Below are 15,251 nucleotides of genomic sequence, written 5' to 3'. Positions count from 1 at the left end.
GCGGGTACCGTGTGCGCTGGCCTCGGCGGCGGCCCGTCGGAGGCGCACCCACCCACCCAGCAGGGAGTCGACGTGAGCGAGCGCGTGGAGAACCGGTCGGCGGGCCAGAGCCCGGGCACCAAGGCGGAGCGGCGACTGGCCGCCCAGCTGGCGGCGAAGAAGGCCGCCGAGGCGAGGCGCCGCCGGCAGTCGATGCTGGGCGCCGCCGCCGGTGTCATCGCCGTCGCGGCCCTGATCGCCGGCATCGTCTGGCTCAACAACGGCGACGACGACAAGACGGCGAGCACGTCCGCCACGCCCAGCGCGACGGTTCCGGCCGAGCCCACCGCCGCCCCGGAGCAGCAGCTTCCCGCCGACCTCGACCCGGCGCTGAAGACCAAGCCGACCGTCGAGGCGGGCAAGGGCGAGCTGACCAAGCTCGGCGTCACCACCCTGATCAAGGGCAAGGGCCCGGCGGTCAAGGCCGGCCAGCAGATCACCACGAACTACGTGGGCGTGTTCTACAAGGACGGCAAGGAGTTCGACGCCTCCTGGAACAACGGCCAGCCGGCCACCTTCCCGATCGGCGTCGGGCAGGTCATCCCGGGCTGGGACCAGGGCCTGGTGGGCGTCCCGGTCGGCAGCCGGGTGCAGCTGGACATCCCGGCCGAGCTGGCCTACGGCAAGAACGCATCGGGTGGCCGTCCGGCCGGGCCGCTGCGCTTCGTCGTGGACGTGCTCGCCGCGCAGTAGCTCACAGAAGGCTTCCGCCCGGTCACCCAGCGGCAGTAGGTTCATGGTCACCGCGGGCGGTCCACCCGCCCGCGGCGACCCGCCCGACGACGCGGAGGTGCACGTGGCGGCGCTGGACGACACCGGGCTGGCCCGGCTGATGTGGACGCACTTCGAGCCGGTCCACGCGGTGACCTACTTCCACCCCCGGGCCCGCTCGGCGTACGAGGCGGTCGGGTTGCGCGGCTACTGGCGGGGCTACTTCGCGGGGCGGGCCGCCCCGCTCGGGCCGGTCGGCGCACCGACCGTGGTGGCCGCGTTCTTCAGCTTCGCGCCGTCGATGGTGGCCCGGGCGCTGCCCTCGGTGTGGCGGCTGGCCACCCCGGAGGAGGCGCTGCGCGCCCGGCTCACCGGCGCCGTGCAGGCGCTCGCCGAGTTCACCTACGAGCTGCCCGAGTCACACCTGGTCGAGGCGGCCGACCTGCTGGAGGAGGCGGCTTCGCGGGTGGAGACGGCCGGCCGGGTGCTCGGCGCGGTCAACGCGGCGCTGCCGCGCGGCGAGTACCCGCTGGCCCGGCTCTGGCAGGCCGCCACCACGCTGCGCGAGCACCGGGGCGACGGGCACGTGGCGGCGCTGGTCGGCACCGGCCTGGCGCCGGTGGAGGTGGTGGCCTGGCGGTGCCGGGTCGACCAGTCCCGCGAGTTCCACCAGCCGGCCCGGGGCTGGACCGACGAGGAGTGGGCCGCCGCCGAGGAGCGGCTGGTCGAGGCGGGCTGGCTGACGGCTGACCGGGGGCCGACCGAGCACGGCACGGCGACCTTCCGGGCCGTCGAGGAGGCCACCGACCGGGCGGCCCTGGGGCCGTGGCGGGCGCTGGGCGCGGAGCGCACCGCCCGGCTGCGCGAGCTGCTCGAACCGATCGCCACCCGGTGCCGCACGATCATCCCGCCGCAGGCCCCGATCGGCCTGCCGGCGCAGCGCAGCCTCCGCACGGACGCGACGAGCCCCGCCCGCTGAGCGCGGGCGGCGTAGCCTGCCAGACATGTGGATCGTGGAACTTACGTTCACCGAGGCTCCGGAGCGGCTCGCCGCCCGCCCCGCCCACCGCGCGCTCCTCACCGAGCTGCACGAGAAGGGCATCGTCCGGATGGCCGGCCCGCTGGCCGGCGACTCCGGCGCCGTGATCGTCTTCGACGTGCCGGACCGGCCGGAGCTGGACCGCCTGCTCGCGGCCGACGCCTACTTCACCACCCCCGGTGTGGAGGTCACCCGGGTCCGGGAGTGGGCGCCGTTCCTGACCTGACGCCGGGCCGTCCGGCAGGATGGGTACGTGGTGGACGCGGTGCTCTTCGACCTGGACGGCGTGATCGTGGACTCGGAGCCCGTCTGGGAGGAGGTCCGGCGGGCGTACGTGGCCGCGCACGGGGGCACCTGGCAGCCGGACACCCAGCGCCGGCTCATGGGGATGAGCACCGGCGAGTGGGCCGCGTACCTCAGCGGTGAGCTGGGCGTCGACCGCAGCCCCGAGCAGGTCGCCACCGAGGTGGTGGCGGAGATGACCCGGCGGTACGCGCAGCGCGTACCCCTGATCGACGACGCCGACGCGGTGGTGCGGCGCACGGCCGCGCGGTGGCCGCTCGGGCTGGCCAGTTCCTCCCCCACCCGGCTGATCGCGGCGGCGCTGGACGCGACCGGCCTGGCCGGCGCGTTCGGCGCGACCCTGTCGACCGAGGAGACCGCCCGGGGCAAGCCCGCGCCGGACGTGTGGCTGGCGGTGGCGGCGCGGCTGGGCGTCGACCCGTCCCGGTGCGTGGCGGTGGAGGACTCCTCGAACGGGGTCCGCTCGGCGGCCGCCGCCGGGTGCCGGGTGGTGGCCGTGCCGCACGGCTCCTACCCCCTCGATCCGGACGCGGAAGCCCTGGCGGCGGTGCTGCTGCCCTCGATCGACGCGCTGACCCCCGAGGTGGTGGAACGCGCGGCTTGCACCTGACGCGACGTCAGGTCATAGCGTCGCCCAGGTCGCCGCAGGGCGCGGTGACGCGAGAGGGAGTGGGACGTGGCGTCCACCTGGCGGATCGGTGAGCTGTGCCGGCGTACCGGGCTGACGGTCCGGACCCTGCACCACTGGGACCACGTGGGGCTGCTGCGGCCGTCCGGCCGGACCTCGTCGGGGCACCGGCTCTACGACGAGCGGGACGTGGGCCGGCTGTACCGGATCGTCGCGCTGCGCGAGCTGGGCCTGCCGCTGGAGACCATCGGCACGGTGCTGGACGGTGGTGGGAACGGCGGGCCGGAGCTGGCCGAGCTGCTCGGCGAGCACCTGGCGCACGTGGAACGGCAGCTCGCGGTGCTGGGCGGCCTGCGGGACCGGCTGAGCGCGCTGGTGCCTGCCGTCCGCGCCGCCGGGGACGCCCCGTCCGTCGACCTGCTCGCGCTGATCGAGGAGGTGACCAGGGTGGACGACACCGTGCGGAACTACTTCACCGAGGAGCAGTTGGCCGCGTTGGCGCAGCGCCGGGAGCGGCTCGGCGAGGACGCGATCCGCGGCGTGGAGGCGGAGTGGCCCGAGCTGATCGCCCGGGTCCGGGCCGAACTGGACGCCGGGACGGACCCGGCGGACCCGCGGGTGCGGGCGCTGGCGGCGCGCTGGATGGAGCTGCTGGAAGCGTTCCACGGCGGGGACCCGGGGCTGCGCGACTCGCTCTACCGGATGCAGGCGGAGAACAGCGCGGAGATCGCCCAGCAGCACGGCGGTCCCTCCCCCGAGCTGATCGAGTACGTGAAGCGCGCGGCGGCCGCCGGCTGACGGGAACGCCATGGGTGTCGGCGGTCGGCACCCATGGCGTTCCACCAACAGGGCCGTTGTCCGCCGACCGCCCGGTTGTACGGTTTCCGGGGCGCTCCCGATCGGAATGATCGCGAGGCGTCCGGGTAGCGCAGCCGGCAGGACGGCGGAGGGACGGCGATGAGGGCGATCGTGTACGAGAGCAACGGGGACGCCTCGGTGCTCCAGGTGGTGGACCGGCCGGTGCCGGAGCCGGGCCCCGGCGAGGTGCTGGTGCGGATGGCGGTGGCCGGGGTGAACCCGACCGACTGGAAGGCCCGCCGCGCCTGGCCGCTGCCGCAGGGCTGGCAGATCCCGGGGCAGGACGGCGCCGGGGTGATCGAGGCGGTCGGTGAGGGCGTCGACCAGATCCTCGTCGGCGAGCGGGTGTGGCTGTGGGAGGCCGCCTGGCAGCGGCCCTGGGGCACCGCGAGCGAGTACACGCTGGTGCCGGTCCGGCACGCCGTGAGCCTCGGCTCGGCCTCGTTCGACCTGGGCGCGGCGCTGGGCATCCCCTTCATGACCGCGCACCGCTGCCTGACGGCCGGCGAGTTCATGCCGGACAAGCTGCACGCCGGCGCGTTGAGCGACCACGTGGTGCTGGTGCAGGGCGGGGCGGGCGCGGTGGGGAACGCGGCGATCCAGCTGGCCCGCTGGGCCGACGCCTGCGTGATCGCCACGGTGAGCAGCCCGGAGAAGGCGCAGCTCGCGGCGGCGGCCGGGGCCAGCTTCGTCATCAACTACCGCGAGCAGGACGTGGTCGAGGAGGTCCGCAAGATCGCGCCCGAGGGGGTGCACACGATCGTGGAGGTCTCCGCCGCCCGCAACGCCGCCGCCGACGTGCAGGTGCTGCGCACCGGGGGCGCGGTCTGCGTCTACGCGGACGACGGCGGTGAGCAGGTGACGCTGCCGATCCGGCAGCTCATGATGCCGAACGCCCGGTGGCAGTTCGTGCTGATCTACACGGCACCGAAGGCGGCCAAGGCGCAGGCGGTGACGGACATCGCGGCGGCGGTGGCCCAGGGCGCGGTGCGGGTGGGCGAGGAGGCGGGCCTGCCGCTGCACCACCACACGCTGGAGGCGGCCCGGGCGGCCCACGAGGCGGTGGAGAACTCGGTCGTCGGCAAGGTGCTGATCACGACCAGCGACACGTGAGAACGCGAAACGTATTTCGCCATCATCGGGACAGAGACGAACAAGTTTCGCGAGAATGACATTGCGGGTCACCCCGCATGGGCGGGCGGCCCCGGCGCGGTGCGAACGCCGGGGCCGCCCTCTGGGGAGGAATGCTCCTACCCGTGCTGGCGACGGTACGCCGGAAAGTGTTACGGCGCGGTCAGTTCACGCACGTCCAGACCACCGTCGGCGTACCGGGAACGCACCACCTTCTTGTCGAACTTGCCCACGCTCGTCTTCGGCACCGAATCGATGAACGCCCACCGCTCCGGCAACTGCCAGCGCGCCACCGACTTCGCCAGGAACTCCCGCAGCTCCTCGGCGGTGACCGAGGCGCCCTCCCGGACCACCACTGTCGCCAGGGGACGCTCGTCCCAGCGCTCGTCCGGCACGCCCACCACGCACGCCTCCAGCACCGCGGGGTGCGCCATCAGCGCGTTCTCCAGCTCGACCGAGGAGATCCACTCCCCGCCCGACTTGATCACGTCCTTGGCGCGGTCGGTGAGCGTGATGTAGCCGTCCGGCGAGAGCGTGCCGACGTCCCCGGTCCGCAGCCAGCCGTCGCGGAACTTCTCCTCGTCCGGGGTCTCGTCGCCCACGTACCGGGCGGTCACCCACGGCCCGCGGACCTCCAGCTCGCCCACGGACGTGCCGTCGGCGGGCAGCGGCTCGCCGAGCGGGCCGACGATGCGCGCGGCCACGCCGGCCGGCACCCGGCCCTGGGTGTAGCGGTAGCGCCACGCCGTCTCGCCGGTCGCGCCGGCCGGCGGCCGGGAGACCGAGCCCAGCGGCGACATCTCGGTCATGCCCCAGGCGTGGATGACCTCGATGCCGTGCCGCTCCTGGAAGGCGTGCATGAGCGACGGCGGGCAGGCCGAGCCGCCCACGATCACCTCCGTCAGCGAGGAGGTGTCCACGTCGTGGCTGTCCAGGTAGGCCAGCAGGTCGGTCCAGATGGTCGGCACCGCGCCGGCCAGGGTGGGACGCTCGGCGGCGATCATGGCGGCGATCGGTTCGGCCTGGAGGAACCGGTCCGGCATGATCAGCGACGCGCCGGAGAGGAACGCCGCGAAGGGCAGCCCCCAGGACATCGCGTGGAACATCGGCACGATGGCCAGCTCGCGGTCCTTCGGGCCGAGGCCGAAGCCCTCCGGCATGCAGACCTGGAGCGAGTGCAGGTAGATCGAGCGGTGCGAGTAGGCGACCCCCTTGGGGTTGCCGGTGGTCCCGGACGTGTAGCAGAGCGCGGCGGCGTCGCGCTCGTTCACCTCGGGCCACGCGTAGGTGTCCGGCCGGTCGGCCAGCAGGGCGTCCCAGTGGTGGACGGCGATCCGGTCGCCGGCCGCGGCCACCAGCGGGGCCGGGTCGCCGCCGCCGACCACCACGACGTGCCGCACCGTGGTCATCTCGCCGATCACCCGGGCCAGCAGCGGGATGAGCGTGGTGTCGACGAGCACCACCCGGTCCTCGGCGTGGTTGGCGATGTAGGCGACCTGGTCCGGGAAGAGCCGGATGTTGAGCGTGTGCAGCACCGCGCCCATGCTCGGCACGGCGAAGTAGGCCACCAGGTGCTCGTTGTTGTTCCACATGAAGGTGGCGACCCGCTCGTCGCCGGTCACCCCGCACTCGTCGCGCAGCGCGTGGGCCAGCCGGGCGGCCGTCCTGCCGACCTCGGCGTACGTCATCCGGCGGGGCTCGGCGCCGGTCCAGGTGACGACCTCGGCCGTGCCGTGCACGGTGGTGCCGTGTTCGAGGATCCGGGCGACCTGGAGGGGGGCGTCCATCATCGTGCTACGCATGGGTAACAAGGTAGTGTCGCCGGTCACACCAGCGGAACCCCCGGAACGGCCGAGCCGGCCGGGGAAGCTGCGTAGATTGTCCGGGTGAGCATCTCGTGGGCCGACTCGTACGTGGGGCAGCTCCGGGCCCTGGCCGGTGACCGCACCCTGATGTTCGTCGGCGCCCGCGCCGTGGTGCGCGACAACGCCGCCCGGGTGCTGCTGATCCGCCGCTCCGACAACGGCCAGTGGGCGCTGCCGGCCGGCGCCATGGAGCTGGGCGAGTCAATCGCCGACTGCGCCGTCCGCGAGGTCCGCGAGGAGACCGGCCTGCGCGCCCTGCGGGTGTGCGCGTTCGCCCTCTACACCGGCCCCGACTTCACCAGCACCAACATGTACGGGCACACCTACCAGGTCTTCACCACGGCGTTTCGGGTCGAGGAGTGGGACGGCGAGCTGGCCCGGGTGACCGACGAGACGACCGACGCGGGATTCTTCCCCCCGCAGGAGCTGCCCACCCCGCTGTCCGGCAGCGTCGTGGAGACCCTCGCCGACCTGGACGTCTTCGAGCAGACGAACCGCCTCATCCTCAAGTGACGGCACCGGCCGCCACGGGTCGCCCGTCGGGGGCCGTCCCGGCCGGGCCGGTCCGGGCGCCGGACCGTTCCGCACCGATCCCGGCCACCACCACGAAGGCGATGCCGGCCACCGCGCCGAGGCCGGGCACCTGACCCAGCGCGACCAGGCCGACCACCAGGGCGATGGCGGGCTCCAGGCTCATCAGCGTGCCGAACGCGGCGGTGGTGAGCCGGCGCAGCGCCAGCAGCTCCAGCACGAACGGGACGACGGGCAGCAGCACGGCCAGCCCCAGGCCGGCCAGCAGCACCGGCCAGGTCAGGTCGCCGAACACCGACGGACCGACCACCACGGTGGCGACCAGGGCGGCCACCGGCATGGAGACCGCCAGGCCGCGGATGCCCGAGACCGCGTCGCCCACCCGCTGGGTGAGCAGGATGTACGCGGCCCAGCAGGCCCCCGCTCCGAGCGCGTACGCCACCCCGACCGGGTCCGCGCCGCCGTGCCACGGCTCGGTGAGCAGCAGCACCCCGACCGCCGCGAGCGCCGGCCAGACCTTGGTGCCGCCCCGACCACGCGCCACGGCCACGCCCAGCGGCCCGAGGAACTCCAGGGCACTGGCCGTGCCCAGCGGCAGCCGGGCCACCGCAGCCATGAACAGCATGGTGACGCCGGCCGTCACCACACCGAGCGCCACGCAGGCCCAGAGGGCGGAGCGGGTGAACGCCGACGGGCGGGGCCGGACCACGACCGCCAGCAGCACCCCGGCCCAGGCCAGGCGCAGCCAGGCGGCGCCCTCCGGTCCGACCCGGTCGAAGAGCCCCACCGAGGCGGCCAACCCGAGCTGGACGCAGGTCATGGAGGCGACGGCCATGGCGGTGCCGGCGCGGGCCGGAGTCGCGGTGCTCATGCCGACAGTAGAACCGGTCCGGACCGCTCACGTCCACGTGCCATTCCTGGACGAACCATTCGGCAATCATGAACAATCTGCGCCATGGACCTGCGTCGCCTGCGCCTGCTGCGGGAACTGGCCCGGCTCGGCTCGATGCGCCAGGTCGCCGACGAGCTGCACGTCACCACGTCGACGGTGTCGCAGCAGCTCGCCGTGCTGGCCCGGGAGGTGGGCACCGAGCTGATCGAGCCGCACGGCCGCCGGGTCCGGCTCACCCCGGCCGGGCGCCGGCTGGCCGAACACGCCGTGACGATCCTCGCCGCGGTCGACGCGGCCCGGCTCGACCTGGACCCGCGGGCCGAGCCGGCCGGCACCGTACGCGTCGCCGGCTTCGCCACCGCCGTCCGGCGCTCGCTGCTGCCGCTCACCGCCCGGCTGGCGGCGGACCACCCCGGGGTGCGCCTCCGCATCCACGAGCACGAGCCGGCCGAGGCGTACGCGGCGCTCGCGGCCGACGACGTCGACCTCGCGCTGACCTACGACTACAACCTGGCCCCGCTCTCGCCGGACCCGGCGCTGGACGTCACGCCGCTGTGGTCGGCGGCCTGGCACCTCGGGGTGCCGGCCGGCGCGCCACCCGGCCCGGGGGCCGACGCCCCGGCCGTCTTCGACCGGTTCCGCGACGCCGACTGGATCGTCAACTCGCGCAACACGGCCGACGAGGTCGTGGTGCGGACCATCGCCTCGATGGCGGGTTTCGAGCCCCGGATCACGCACCGGGCGGACAGCCTCGACCTGGTCCAGGACCTCGTCGTCGCGGGGCTCGGCGTCGGTCTGCTTCCCGGCGACCAACCCACCGCGCCCGGCGTACGGCTGCTGCCGCTGACCGGACCGCAGGCCCTGCTGCGCGCCCACGCGGTGACCCGCCGCGGCCGGGCGGCCTGGCCACCGCTGGCACTGATCCTCGACCTGCTCACCGCCCCGCCGCGGGGCGCCGGCTGAGCCACCGACGCGCCCGCGGGCCGCCGGTCAGAGCATCGTCTGCGACTTGGACTCCATGTCCGCGGCGGCCTCGTCCTTCGACTCCTTCGTGAGGGGCTTGCCGCCGGGAGCGGCCGCCGGGCCGCCGAGCGGGTCGGCGCCGCCCGTCGAGCCCTGCGGGCCGGCGCCGCGCAGCTGCTCGTTCGGCATCAGCAGGGTGACCAGCACGGCCAGGATGGCGATCAGCCCGGTGGTCAGGAAGACCAGGTGCAGCGACTCGACGAACGAGGCCTGGATGGCGGCCCGCACCGGCCCGGGCAGCGCCAGGACGGTCGCCGGGTCGTTGATCGAGACGTTGGCGCCGCCACTCGCCGCCACGGCCGCCCGCTGGTCCGGCGGGAGCTGGGCGATGGCCGCCGGGAGCCGGCCGGCCAGTTCGCTGCTGAGCCGCGACGACAGCACCGCGCCCAGGATGGCCACGCCGAACGAACCGCCCAGCGAGCGGAAGAACGTCGCCGAGGAGGTGCCCGCGCCCAGGTCGCGCGGGTCGACCGAGTTCTGCACGCCCAGGATCAGCGACTGCATGCACAGGCCCAGCCCGACGCCGATCACCACCATGTAGCCGAAGGCCGCCCAGAGCGAGGTGGCCACCTGGAGCTGCCGGAACAGCAGCATGCCGGCGACCAGCACGGTCGCGCCGGCCACCGGGAACCACTTGTACCGGCCGATCCGGCTCATCGCCCGCCCGGTGATGATCGAGGTGACGATGATGCCGGCCATCATCGGCAGCATGAGCAGGCCGCTGCGGGTCGGCGAGGCGCCCTTGACGATCTGGAGGTAGAGCGGGATGAAGATGATCGACCCGAACATCACCAGACCGAGCACGAAGCCCGCCGAGTTGGCCAGCGCGAAGGTGGGGCTGCGGAACAGCCGCAGCGGCAGGATCGGCTCGCGTACCCGGGCCTCCTGGAGCACGAACAGCACGCCGAGCACCGCCCCGGCCACGAACAGACCGATGATCACGCCGGAACCCCAGGCGTACTCGTTGCCGCCCCAGCTCAGCGCGAGCAGCAGGCAGCTCACCCCGGCCACCAGCAGCCCGGCGCCGATCCAGTCGACCGTGTGCTCCCGGCGCTGGAACGGGACCAGCCGCATGACGTGGTAGCAGACCACGATGGCGAGGATGGCCAGCGGCACGTTGATGTAGAAGATCCACCGCCAGTTGGTCTCCGCGAAGTAGCCGCCGACCAGCGGGCCGGCGACCGAGGAGATGCCGAAGACCGCGCCGAACAGGCCCTGGTAGCGGCCCCGCTCCCGGGGTGGGACCACATCCGAGATGATGGTGAACGCCAACGTCAGCAGGCCGCCCGCGCCGATACCCTGCACACCGCGGGTGATGATCAGCTGGGTCATGTTCTGCGAGAGGCCGGCCAGCAGCGAACCGAGCAGGAACGTGCCGATCGAGAAGAGGAAGACCGGGCGGCGCCCGTACAGGTCGGCCATCTTGCCGTACAGCGGCGTCGAGGCCGTGGAGGCGAGCAGGTACGCGGTGACCACCCACGAGTAGTGGTTGATCCCGCCCAGCTCCCCGACGATGGTGGGCAACGCGGTGCCGACGATGGTCTGGTCGAGCGCCGCCAGCAGCATGCCGGTCATCAGGCCGAGCATCAGCAGGCGGATCTGGCGGGCGTGCAGCACGGGACGAGCGGCCTGGGCTGTCATCCCGCTTCCTTTCCCACCGGGGGCGGATCATGCCCCCGGTGGGAGAAGAAGTCAGTGCTTTCCCTCGGCGAACTCCTCGACGATCTTGTCGCAGAAGGCCGGGAGGTCGTCCGGCTTGCGGCTGCTCACCAGGCCGTTGTCGGTGACGACCTCCTGGTCGACCCAGTTCGCGCCGGCGTTGGTCAGGTCGGTGCGCAGGCTCGGCCAGGAGGTGATCGTGCGGCCACGCAGCACGTCCGCCTCGACCAGCGTCCACGGGCCGTGGCAGATCACGCCGACCGGCTTGCCGGCCTCGAAGAACGACTTCACGAACCGCACCGCGTTCGGGTCGGTCCGCAGGAAGTCCGGGTTCGCCACGCCGCCGGGCAGCACCAGCGCGTCGTACGCCCCCGCGTCCGCCTCCTTGGTCGTCACGTCGACCGGGTACTGCTTGCCGTGGTCGAGGTGGTTGAAGGCCTGGATCGAACCGGACTCGATCGAGACCAGCTCCACCCGGGCGCCGGCGTTCTCCACCGCCTCGCGGGGCTTCACGTACTCGACCTCCTCGACGCCGTCGGCGGCCAGGAACGCGATCCGCTTGCCCTGCAGTGTCGCTGCCATGGTGGTTCTCCTCTCCGGGGGTGTGTCTGCACCCGTTCCCGGGAGTGACCGGCCGAAACCGGACGCCGTGGGTGGCCCGCACCGCAGGTTTGGCCGGTCCCGCTCGGGGGACCCGAAGGGGCATGGCAGCAGCAGCGGAAGAGCGCCGGCTCGCCACCGTCGTGGCCGGTTGGCAGGGGCGTCCCGTGCTGGTCGTCGGCGACGCCATGCTGGACGAGTGGCGGTTCGCGGAGTCGGAGCGTCTCTGCCGCGAGGCGCCCGCGCCGGTCCTCACCCTGCGCCGGCGGATCTCCGCCGCCGGCGGGGCGGCGAACACCGCGGTCAACGTGGCCGCGCTCGGCGGCCGGGCCGCCCTGGTCGCCCCGGTCGGCGCCGACGTGGCCGGCGACGAGCTGCACGACTGCCTCGACCGGGCCGGCGTCTGGGACCGCACGGTCAACCAGCCCGGCCGTCCCACGCCGGTGAAGCGGCGGATGCTCGCCGGCAACCAGATCCTGCTCCGCGAGGACTCCGGCGACCCGGACGACGCGCTCGACGACGACGGGGTGGCCCGCCTGCTGACCGCGCTGCACTGCGCGACCGAGGAGCTGCGCGCCGCGGCCGCCGGGCAGCCGCTCACCCTGGTCGTCTGCGACTACGGCCTGGGCGCGCTGCCCTCCGGGGTGCGCGCCTGGCTGGTCGCCAACCGGGACCGGTACGCCACCGTGGCGCTCGACGCGCACGACCTGGCCGACTGGCGCGGGCTCAACCCGACCGTGGTGACCCCGAGCTTCGCCGAGGCGACCCGGCTGCTGGCCCGGGCGGCCGCCGGCTTCGGCAGCGGGCACCGGAGCGCCCCGCGCGGCGCGACCGCCGCCGACCTGCACCTGGACCACCTGGCCGACCCGGCCGACGGCCCCTCCGAGCTGGTCGTCGGCGCGGCGCCGGGCGGGGCCGGTGAACGAGCCCCGGGCAGCCCGCACCCGACCTCCGGCGCGCCCACGGCCGAGCACGGCGGCGGGATCGCCGGCCCGACCGGCGAGCCGACGCCCGGCGAGGAACGGGTCGCGCTGACCGGGGACGGGCTGACCGTCACCGGCACCGGCGTGACCGTGAACGCGGCGGCCGGCGCCGGCGTGGACCGGGCCGTGCTGGCCGAGTCCCGCCTGGACGAGCTGCGCGAGCACACCGGCGCGGACGTCGTGGCGGTGACCCTGGACACCGAGGGCGCCGTGGTCGGCGGGGCCGACGGCGAACCCCGCCGCAGCCACAGCACGCCGGTCCCGGCCAGTCACGCCGTGGGGGCCGGGGACGCGTACCTGGCGGCCATGACCCTGGCGCTGGCGGCGGAGGCGAGCCTGCCGACCGCCGCGCAGCTCGCCCAGCTCGCCGCGACCATCACCGTCTCCGACACCGGCACCTGCGTGTGCCGCCGGGAGGACCTGCTCGACGCGCTGGGCACCGGGCCGGAGGAGGTCGGGCGACCGACCCAGGTGGGCGCCGAGGAGCTGACCGCGATCGTCGCGGAGCACCGCCGGGCCGGCCGGTCGATCGTCTTCACCAACGGCTGCTTCGACGTGCTGCACCCCGGGCACGTCCGCTACCTGACCCAGGCCCGCGCGCTCGGCGACCTGCTGATCGTGGCCGTCAACTCGGACGGCAGCGTACGGCGGCTCAAGGGCCCGGACCGGCCGGTCAACCCGGTCGAGGACCGCACGGCCCTGCTCGCCGCGCTGGAGTGCGTCGACCACGTGGTGGTCTTCGAGGAGGACTCCCCGGCGAAGCTGATCGAGGCGGTCCGCCCGGACGTCTACGTCAAGGGCGGCGACTACCCGCCCGAGATGGTCCCGGAGGCGCCGCTGGTCCGCCGGCTGGGCGGCCAGGTGCGCACCCTCGGGTACGTGCCGGACCGCTCCACGTCGGCGATCATCGACCGGATCCGGGCCCACCCGGTGGTCCCGCCGGTCGGCGAGGGCAGGCCGGCGTGAACCGACCGCTCGACCCCGGCACGCCCGACGGGTTCCGCCGCCCCCGGCAGCTCGACGTGCTGGTCCCCACCCGCAACCGCCCCGCCGAACTGGCCGTCACCCTCTCCGGCCTGGCCGCGCAGGAGGGCGTACCGGACTTCGGGGTGGTGGTGAGCGACCAGTCCGACGGCGACCCCGCGTACGCGCACCCGGCGGCGGCCACCATGGTCCGGGCGCTGCGCCACCGGGGCCACCCGGTGCTGCTGACCCGCCGGCTGCCCCGGCGCGGGCTGGCCGAGCACCGGGCTTACCTGCTGGACCGGTCGGCGGCCCGGTACGTGCTCTGCCTCGACGACGACGTCTGGCTGGAGCCCGGCACGCTGTCCCGGCTGGTCACCGCCATCCGGGAGCTGGGCTGTGGGTTCGTCGGCAACGCCGTGCACGGCCTCTCCTACACGGACGACGTGCGCCCGGAGACGCACGGGCACTACGAGGAGTGGCAGGGCCGGCCGGTGCCCGAGCGGATCCGCCCCGGCAGCCCGGAGTGGCAGCGGGCGTCCATCCACCCGGCGGCGAACCTGCTGCACGTCACCGAGAAGCTGCGGCTGCCGGCCGGGGCGTGGCGTGCGTACAAGGTCTCGTGGATCGGTGGGTGCGTGCTCTACGACCGGGCCAAGCTGGTCGACTCCGGCGGCTTCGACTTCTGGCGCCGGCTGCCCGAGCGGCACCAGGGCGAGGACGTGGCCGCGCAGCTCGCGGTGCTGGAGCGGCACGGCGGCGCCGGCGTGCTGCCCAGCGGGGCCTACCACCTGGAGTCGCCGACCACGGTGACCGAGCGTGAGGTGGAGGCGTGGGAGGTCGTGGTGGCCGTGTCCGACACCCCGCAGCCGGCCTGAGCCCCTCGTTACCCGGCCAGCAGCTCGCGGGCCGCCTCGACCACCTCGGCCACCGGCACGTCGGCCACGAACGAGTCGCGGTGCGGGCACTCCCCGCCGCCCGGCCGGTGCGGATAGATGTCCCGCGTGCAGTCGATGCCGCAGACCGGGCAGTGGGTGGTCCACGAGGCGATCGGCCGGTGCCGGACGCGCAGCGGCGTCGCCCCGTTGATCAGGTTGCCGATCCAGTAGATGCCGACCGTCGGTGCGCCCACCGCCGCGGCCAGGTGCAGCGGGCCGGTGTCGTTGGAGACCACCAGCGCGCAGCCGGAGTACGCCGCGGCCAGCCCGCCCAGGCTCAGCGTGCCGACCTGCGGGCGGACTGGCACGCCCGCCGCCGCGACCACCTCGTCCACCGTCTCCCGTTCGGCGGGAGTGCCGGTGACCAGCACCTCGTAGCCCTCGCCGGCCAGCGCCCGGGCCACCTCGCCGAAGCGCTCCGGCGGCCAGCGCCGGCGGCTGTCGGTGGCACCCGGGTGCAGCGCCACCCGGGGCCGGGCCGGCGCGCCGAGCACCTCGCGGGCCTCGGCCCGGTCGGCGTCGGTCACCGCCAACGCCGGGGTGATCGTCACGGCCCCCGCGCCGACCAGGGCCACCGCCTCCAGATAGCGGATCACCTCGTGCTGGTAGTAGACGTAGCGGATCCAGCGGTCCAGCGGGGGTGCGTCCTCGGCCCGCAGGCCGGCGGTGACCCGCGCCCCCAGCCCGGCGACGACCGGGTTGGAGTTCGCGCCCCCGCCGTGCAGTTGCAGGGCCAGGTCGAACTGCTCCTTGCGGGCCGACGCCAGGAAGTCCGCCAGCTCGGCGGGCGCCTCGTCCGGGCCGGGCTCCCGGATGCCGGGCGCCGGCGGGACCACCAGGACCCGGTCCACCGGGCCGGGGCGGTCGCGGCAGAGCTTCGCGTGCCACGGCGCACCGAGCAGCACGATCTCCGCCGACGGGTACGCGGCGCGCAGCGCCTCCAGCGCCGGCAGCACGAAGATGAAGTCGCCGAGCGCGTTCGCCCGCAGCACGGCGATCCGCTCGACGTCGGGGACCCGCTCGCCGACCGGGCCGAGCACCGACGACGACTCCAGGTCGCGGCGCGGCGACAGACGCGCCGAGCTGGT

General features: G+C 74.5%; 15 protein-coding genes. 10 read left to right on the top strand and 5 right to left on the bottom strand.

Translation table 11 applies throughout. The annotated features are described in order from the left end of the window. Positions 1 to 72 precede the first annotated feature (72 nt). From ACZ6PY_RS02290 to ACZ6PY_RS02265, 6 genes are all read left to right on the top strand, one after another. Positions 73 to 732, top strand: coding sequence for an FKBP-type peptidyl-prolyl cis-trans isomerase (locus tag ACZ6PY_RS02290; RefSeq protein ID WP_466068451.1), 660 nt, complete (start codon positions 73 to 75; stop codon positions 730 to 732). Positions 733 to 871: 139 nt separating this feature from the next. Next, positions 872 to 1,729 carry an SCO6745 family protein gene (locus ACZ6PY_RS02285; RefSeq protein WP_466069378.1) on the top strand — a complete coding sequence of 286 codons (858 nt, stop codon included), beginning with the start codon at positions 872 to 874 and terminating at the stop codon, positions 1,727 to 1,729. A gap of 25 nt (positions 1,730 to 1,754) precedes the next feature. Then, on the top strand, positions 1,755 to 2,015 hold the full coding sequence (locus tag ACZ6PY_RS02280) for a YciI family protein (protein ID WP_466068449.1): 261 nt from the start codon (positions 1,755 to 1,757) through the stop codon (positions 2,013 to 2,015). A gap of 27 nt (positions 2,016 to 2,042) precedes the next feature. Further along, positions 2,043 to 2,702 carry an HAD family hydrolase gene (locus ACZ6PY_RS02275; RefSeq protein WP_466068447.1) on the top strand — a complete coding sequence of 220 codons (660 nt, stop codon included), beginning with the start codon at positions 2,043 to 2,045 and terminating at the stop codon, positions 2,700 to 2,702. A gap of 66 nt (positions 2,703 to 2,768) precedes the next feature. After that, entirely contained in the window at positions 2,769 to 3,518 is a 750-nt protein-coding gene (locus ACZ6PY_RS02270) for a MerR family transcriptional regulator (RefSeq protein WP_466068445.1), read from the top strand. 159 nt (positions 3,519 to 3,677) lie between these two features. Next, the gene (locus ACZ6PY_RS02265; protein ID WP_466068443.1) at positions 3,678 to 4,691 is read left to right on the top strand and encodes an NADPH:quinone reductase; all 1,014 of its coding nucleotides are present in this window, start codon (positions 3,678 to 3,680) and stop codon (positions 4,689 to 4,691) included. Between the two features lie 170 nt (positions 4,692 to 4,861). Here ACZ6PY_RS02265 and ACZ6PY_RS02260 read toward each other — a convergent pair whose 3' ends face one another. Continuing rightward, entirely contained in the window at positions 4,862 to 6,511 is a 1,650-nt protein-coding gene (locus tag ACZ6PY_RS02260; RefSeq protein WP_466068441.1) for a fatty acid--CoA ligase, read from the bottom strand. Between the two features lie 84 nt (positions 6,512 to 6,595). On the opposite strand from ACZ6PY_RS02260, the gene ACZ6PY_RS02255 reads away from it, so the two are divergent. Next, positions 6,596 to 7,087 (top strand): NUDIX domain-containing protein, encoded by a 492-nt coding sequence (locus ACZ6PY_RS02255; protein ID WP_466068439.1) that lies wholly within the window; start codon positions 6,596 to 6,598, stop codon positions 7,085 to 7,087. On the opposite strand, the gene ACZ6PY_RS02250 is transcribed toward ACZ6PY_RS02255, so the two are convergent. Further along, on the bottom strand, positions 7,080 to 7,976 hold the full coding sequence (locus tag ACZ6PY_RS02250) for an EamA family transporter (RefSeq protein WP_466068437.1): 897 nt from the start codon (positions 7,974 to 7,976) through the stop codon (positions 7,080 to 7,082). The two genes, ACZ6PY_RS02255 and ACZ6PY_RS02250, sit on opposite strands and share 8 nt — an antisense overlap. 84 nt (positions 7,977 to 8,060) lie before the next feature. Between ACZ6PY_RS02250 and ACZ6PY_RS02245 the strand changes: the two genes are divergently transcribed. Continuing rightward, a complete protein-coding gene (locus tag ACZ6PY_RS02245) occupies positions 8,061 to 8,960 on the top strand; it encodes a LysR family transcriptional regulator (protein WP_466068435.1) in 900 nt (299 codons plus the stop codon). A 27-nt stretch (positions 8,961 to 8,987) separates the two neighbouring features. Here the strand turns inward: ACZ6PY_RS02245 and ACZ6PY_RS02240 are convergent, their stop codons facing one another. Both ACZ6PY_RS02240 and ACZ6PY_RS02235 read right to left on the bottom strand, forming a co-directional pair. Beyond that, positions 8,988 to 10,661, bottom strand: coding sequence for an MDR family MFS transporter (locus tag ACZ6PY_RS02240; protein ID WP_466068433.1), 1,674 nt, complete (start codon positions 10,659 to 10,661; stop codon positions 8,988 to 8,990). 51 nt (positions 10,662 to 10,712) lie between these two features. Next, entirely contained in the window at positions 10,713 to 11,261 is a 549-nt protein-coding gene (locus ACZ6PY_RS02235) for a type 1 glutamine amidotransferase domain-containing protein (RefSeq protein WP_466068431.1), read from the bottom strand. 122 nt (positions 11,262 to 11,383) lie between these two features. Here ACZ6PY_RS02235 and rfaE2 point away from each other — a divergent pair, with 122 nt between their 5' ends. Next, positions 11,384 to 13,228, top strand: a complete 1,845-nt coding sequence (rfaE2, locus tag ACZ6PY_RS02230; protein WP_466068429.1) for a D-glycero-beta-D-manno-heptose 1-phosphate adenylyltransferase — start codon at positions 11,384 to 11,386, stop codon at positions 13,226 to 13,228. Further along, the gene (locus ACZ6PY_RS02225; RefSeq protein ID WP_466068427.1) at positions 13,225 to 14,103 is read left to right on the top strand and encodes a glycosyltransferase family A protein; all 879 of its coding nucleotides are present in this window, start codon (positions 13,225 to 13,227) and stop codon (positions 14,101 to 14,103) included. The genes rfaE2 and ACZ6PY_RS02225 overlap by 4 nt, the downstream gene beginning before the upstream one ends. 8 nt (positions 14,104 to 14,111) lie before the next feature. Here the strand turns inward: ACZ6PY_RS02225 and ACZ6PY_RS02220 are convergent, their stop codons facing one another. Beyond that, entirely contained in the window at positions 14,112 to 15,218 is a 1,107-nt protein-coding gene (locus ACZ6PY_RS02220) for a glycosyltransferase family 9 protein (RefSeq protein ID WP_466069376.1), read from the bottom strand. Between the last annotated feature and the right edge of the window lie 33 nt (positions 15,219 to 15,251).

Source organism: Micromonospora sp. NPDC048907 (assembly GCF_055586885.1).
Note: the sequence above shows the minus strand (reverse complement) of the source record. Positions and strands in the feature narration are given on the sequence as shown.

Excerpts from the sequence above, each read along its gene's own strand:
- ACZ6PY_RS02285 (WP_466069378.1), top strand. The coding sequence starts at position 872 with ATGTGGACGCACTTCGAGCCGGTCCACGCGGTGACCTACTTCCACCCC.
- ACZ6PY_RS02280 (WP_466068449.1), top strand. The coding sequence starts at position 1,755 with ATGTGGATCGTGGAACTTACGTTCACCGAGGCTCCGGAGCGGCTCGCC.
- ACZ6PY_RS02265 (WP_466068443.1), top strand. The coding sequence starts at position 3,678 with ATGAGGGCGATCGTGTACGAGAGCAACGGGGACGCCTCGGTGCTCCAG.
- ACZ6PY_RS02260 (WP_466068441.1), bottom strand. The coding sequence starts at position 6,511 with ATGCGTAGCACGATGATGGACGCCCCCCTCCAGGTCGCCCGGATCCTC.
- ACZ6PY_RS02250 (WP_466068437.1), bottom strand. The coding sequence starts at position 7,976 with ATGAGCACCGCGACTCCGGCCCGCGCCGGCACCGCCATGGCCGTCGCC.
- ACZ6PY_RS02245 (WP_466068435.1), top strand. The coding sequence starts at position 8,061 with ATGGACCTGCGTCGCCTGCGCCTGCTGCGGGAACTGGCCCGGCTCGGC.
- ACZ6PY_RS02240 (WP_466068433.1), bottom strand. The coding sequence starts at position 10,661 with ATGACAGCCCAGGCCGCTCGTCCCGTGCTGCACGCCCGCCAGATCCGC.
- ACZ6PY_RS02235 (WP_466068431.1), bottom strand. The coding sequence starts at position 11,261 with ATGGCAGCGACACTGCAGGGCAAGCGGATCGCGTTCCTGGCCGCCGAC.
- rfaE2 (WP_466068429.1), top strand. The coding sequence starts at position 11,384 with ATGGCAGCAGCAGCGGAAGAGCGCCGGCTCGCCACCGTCGTGGCCGGT.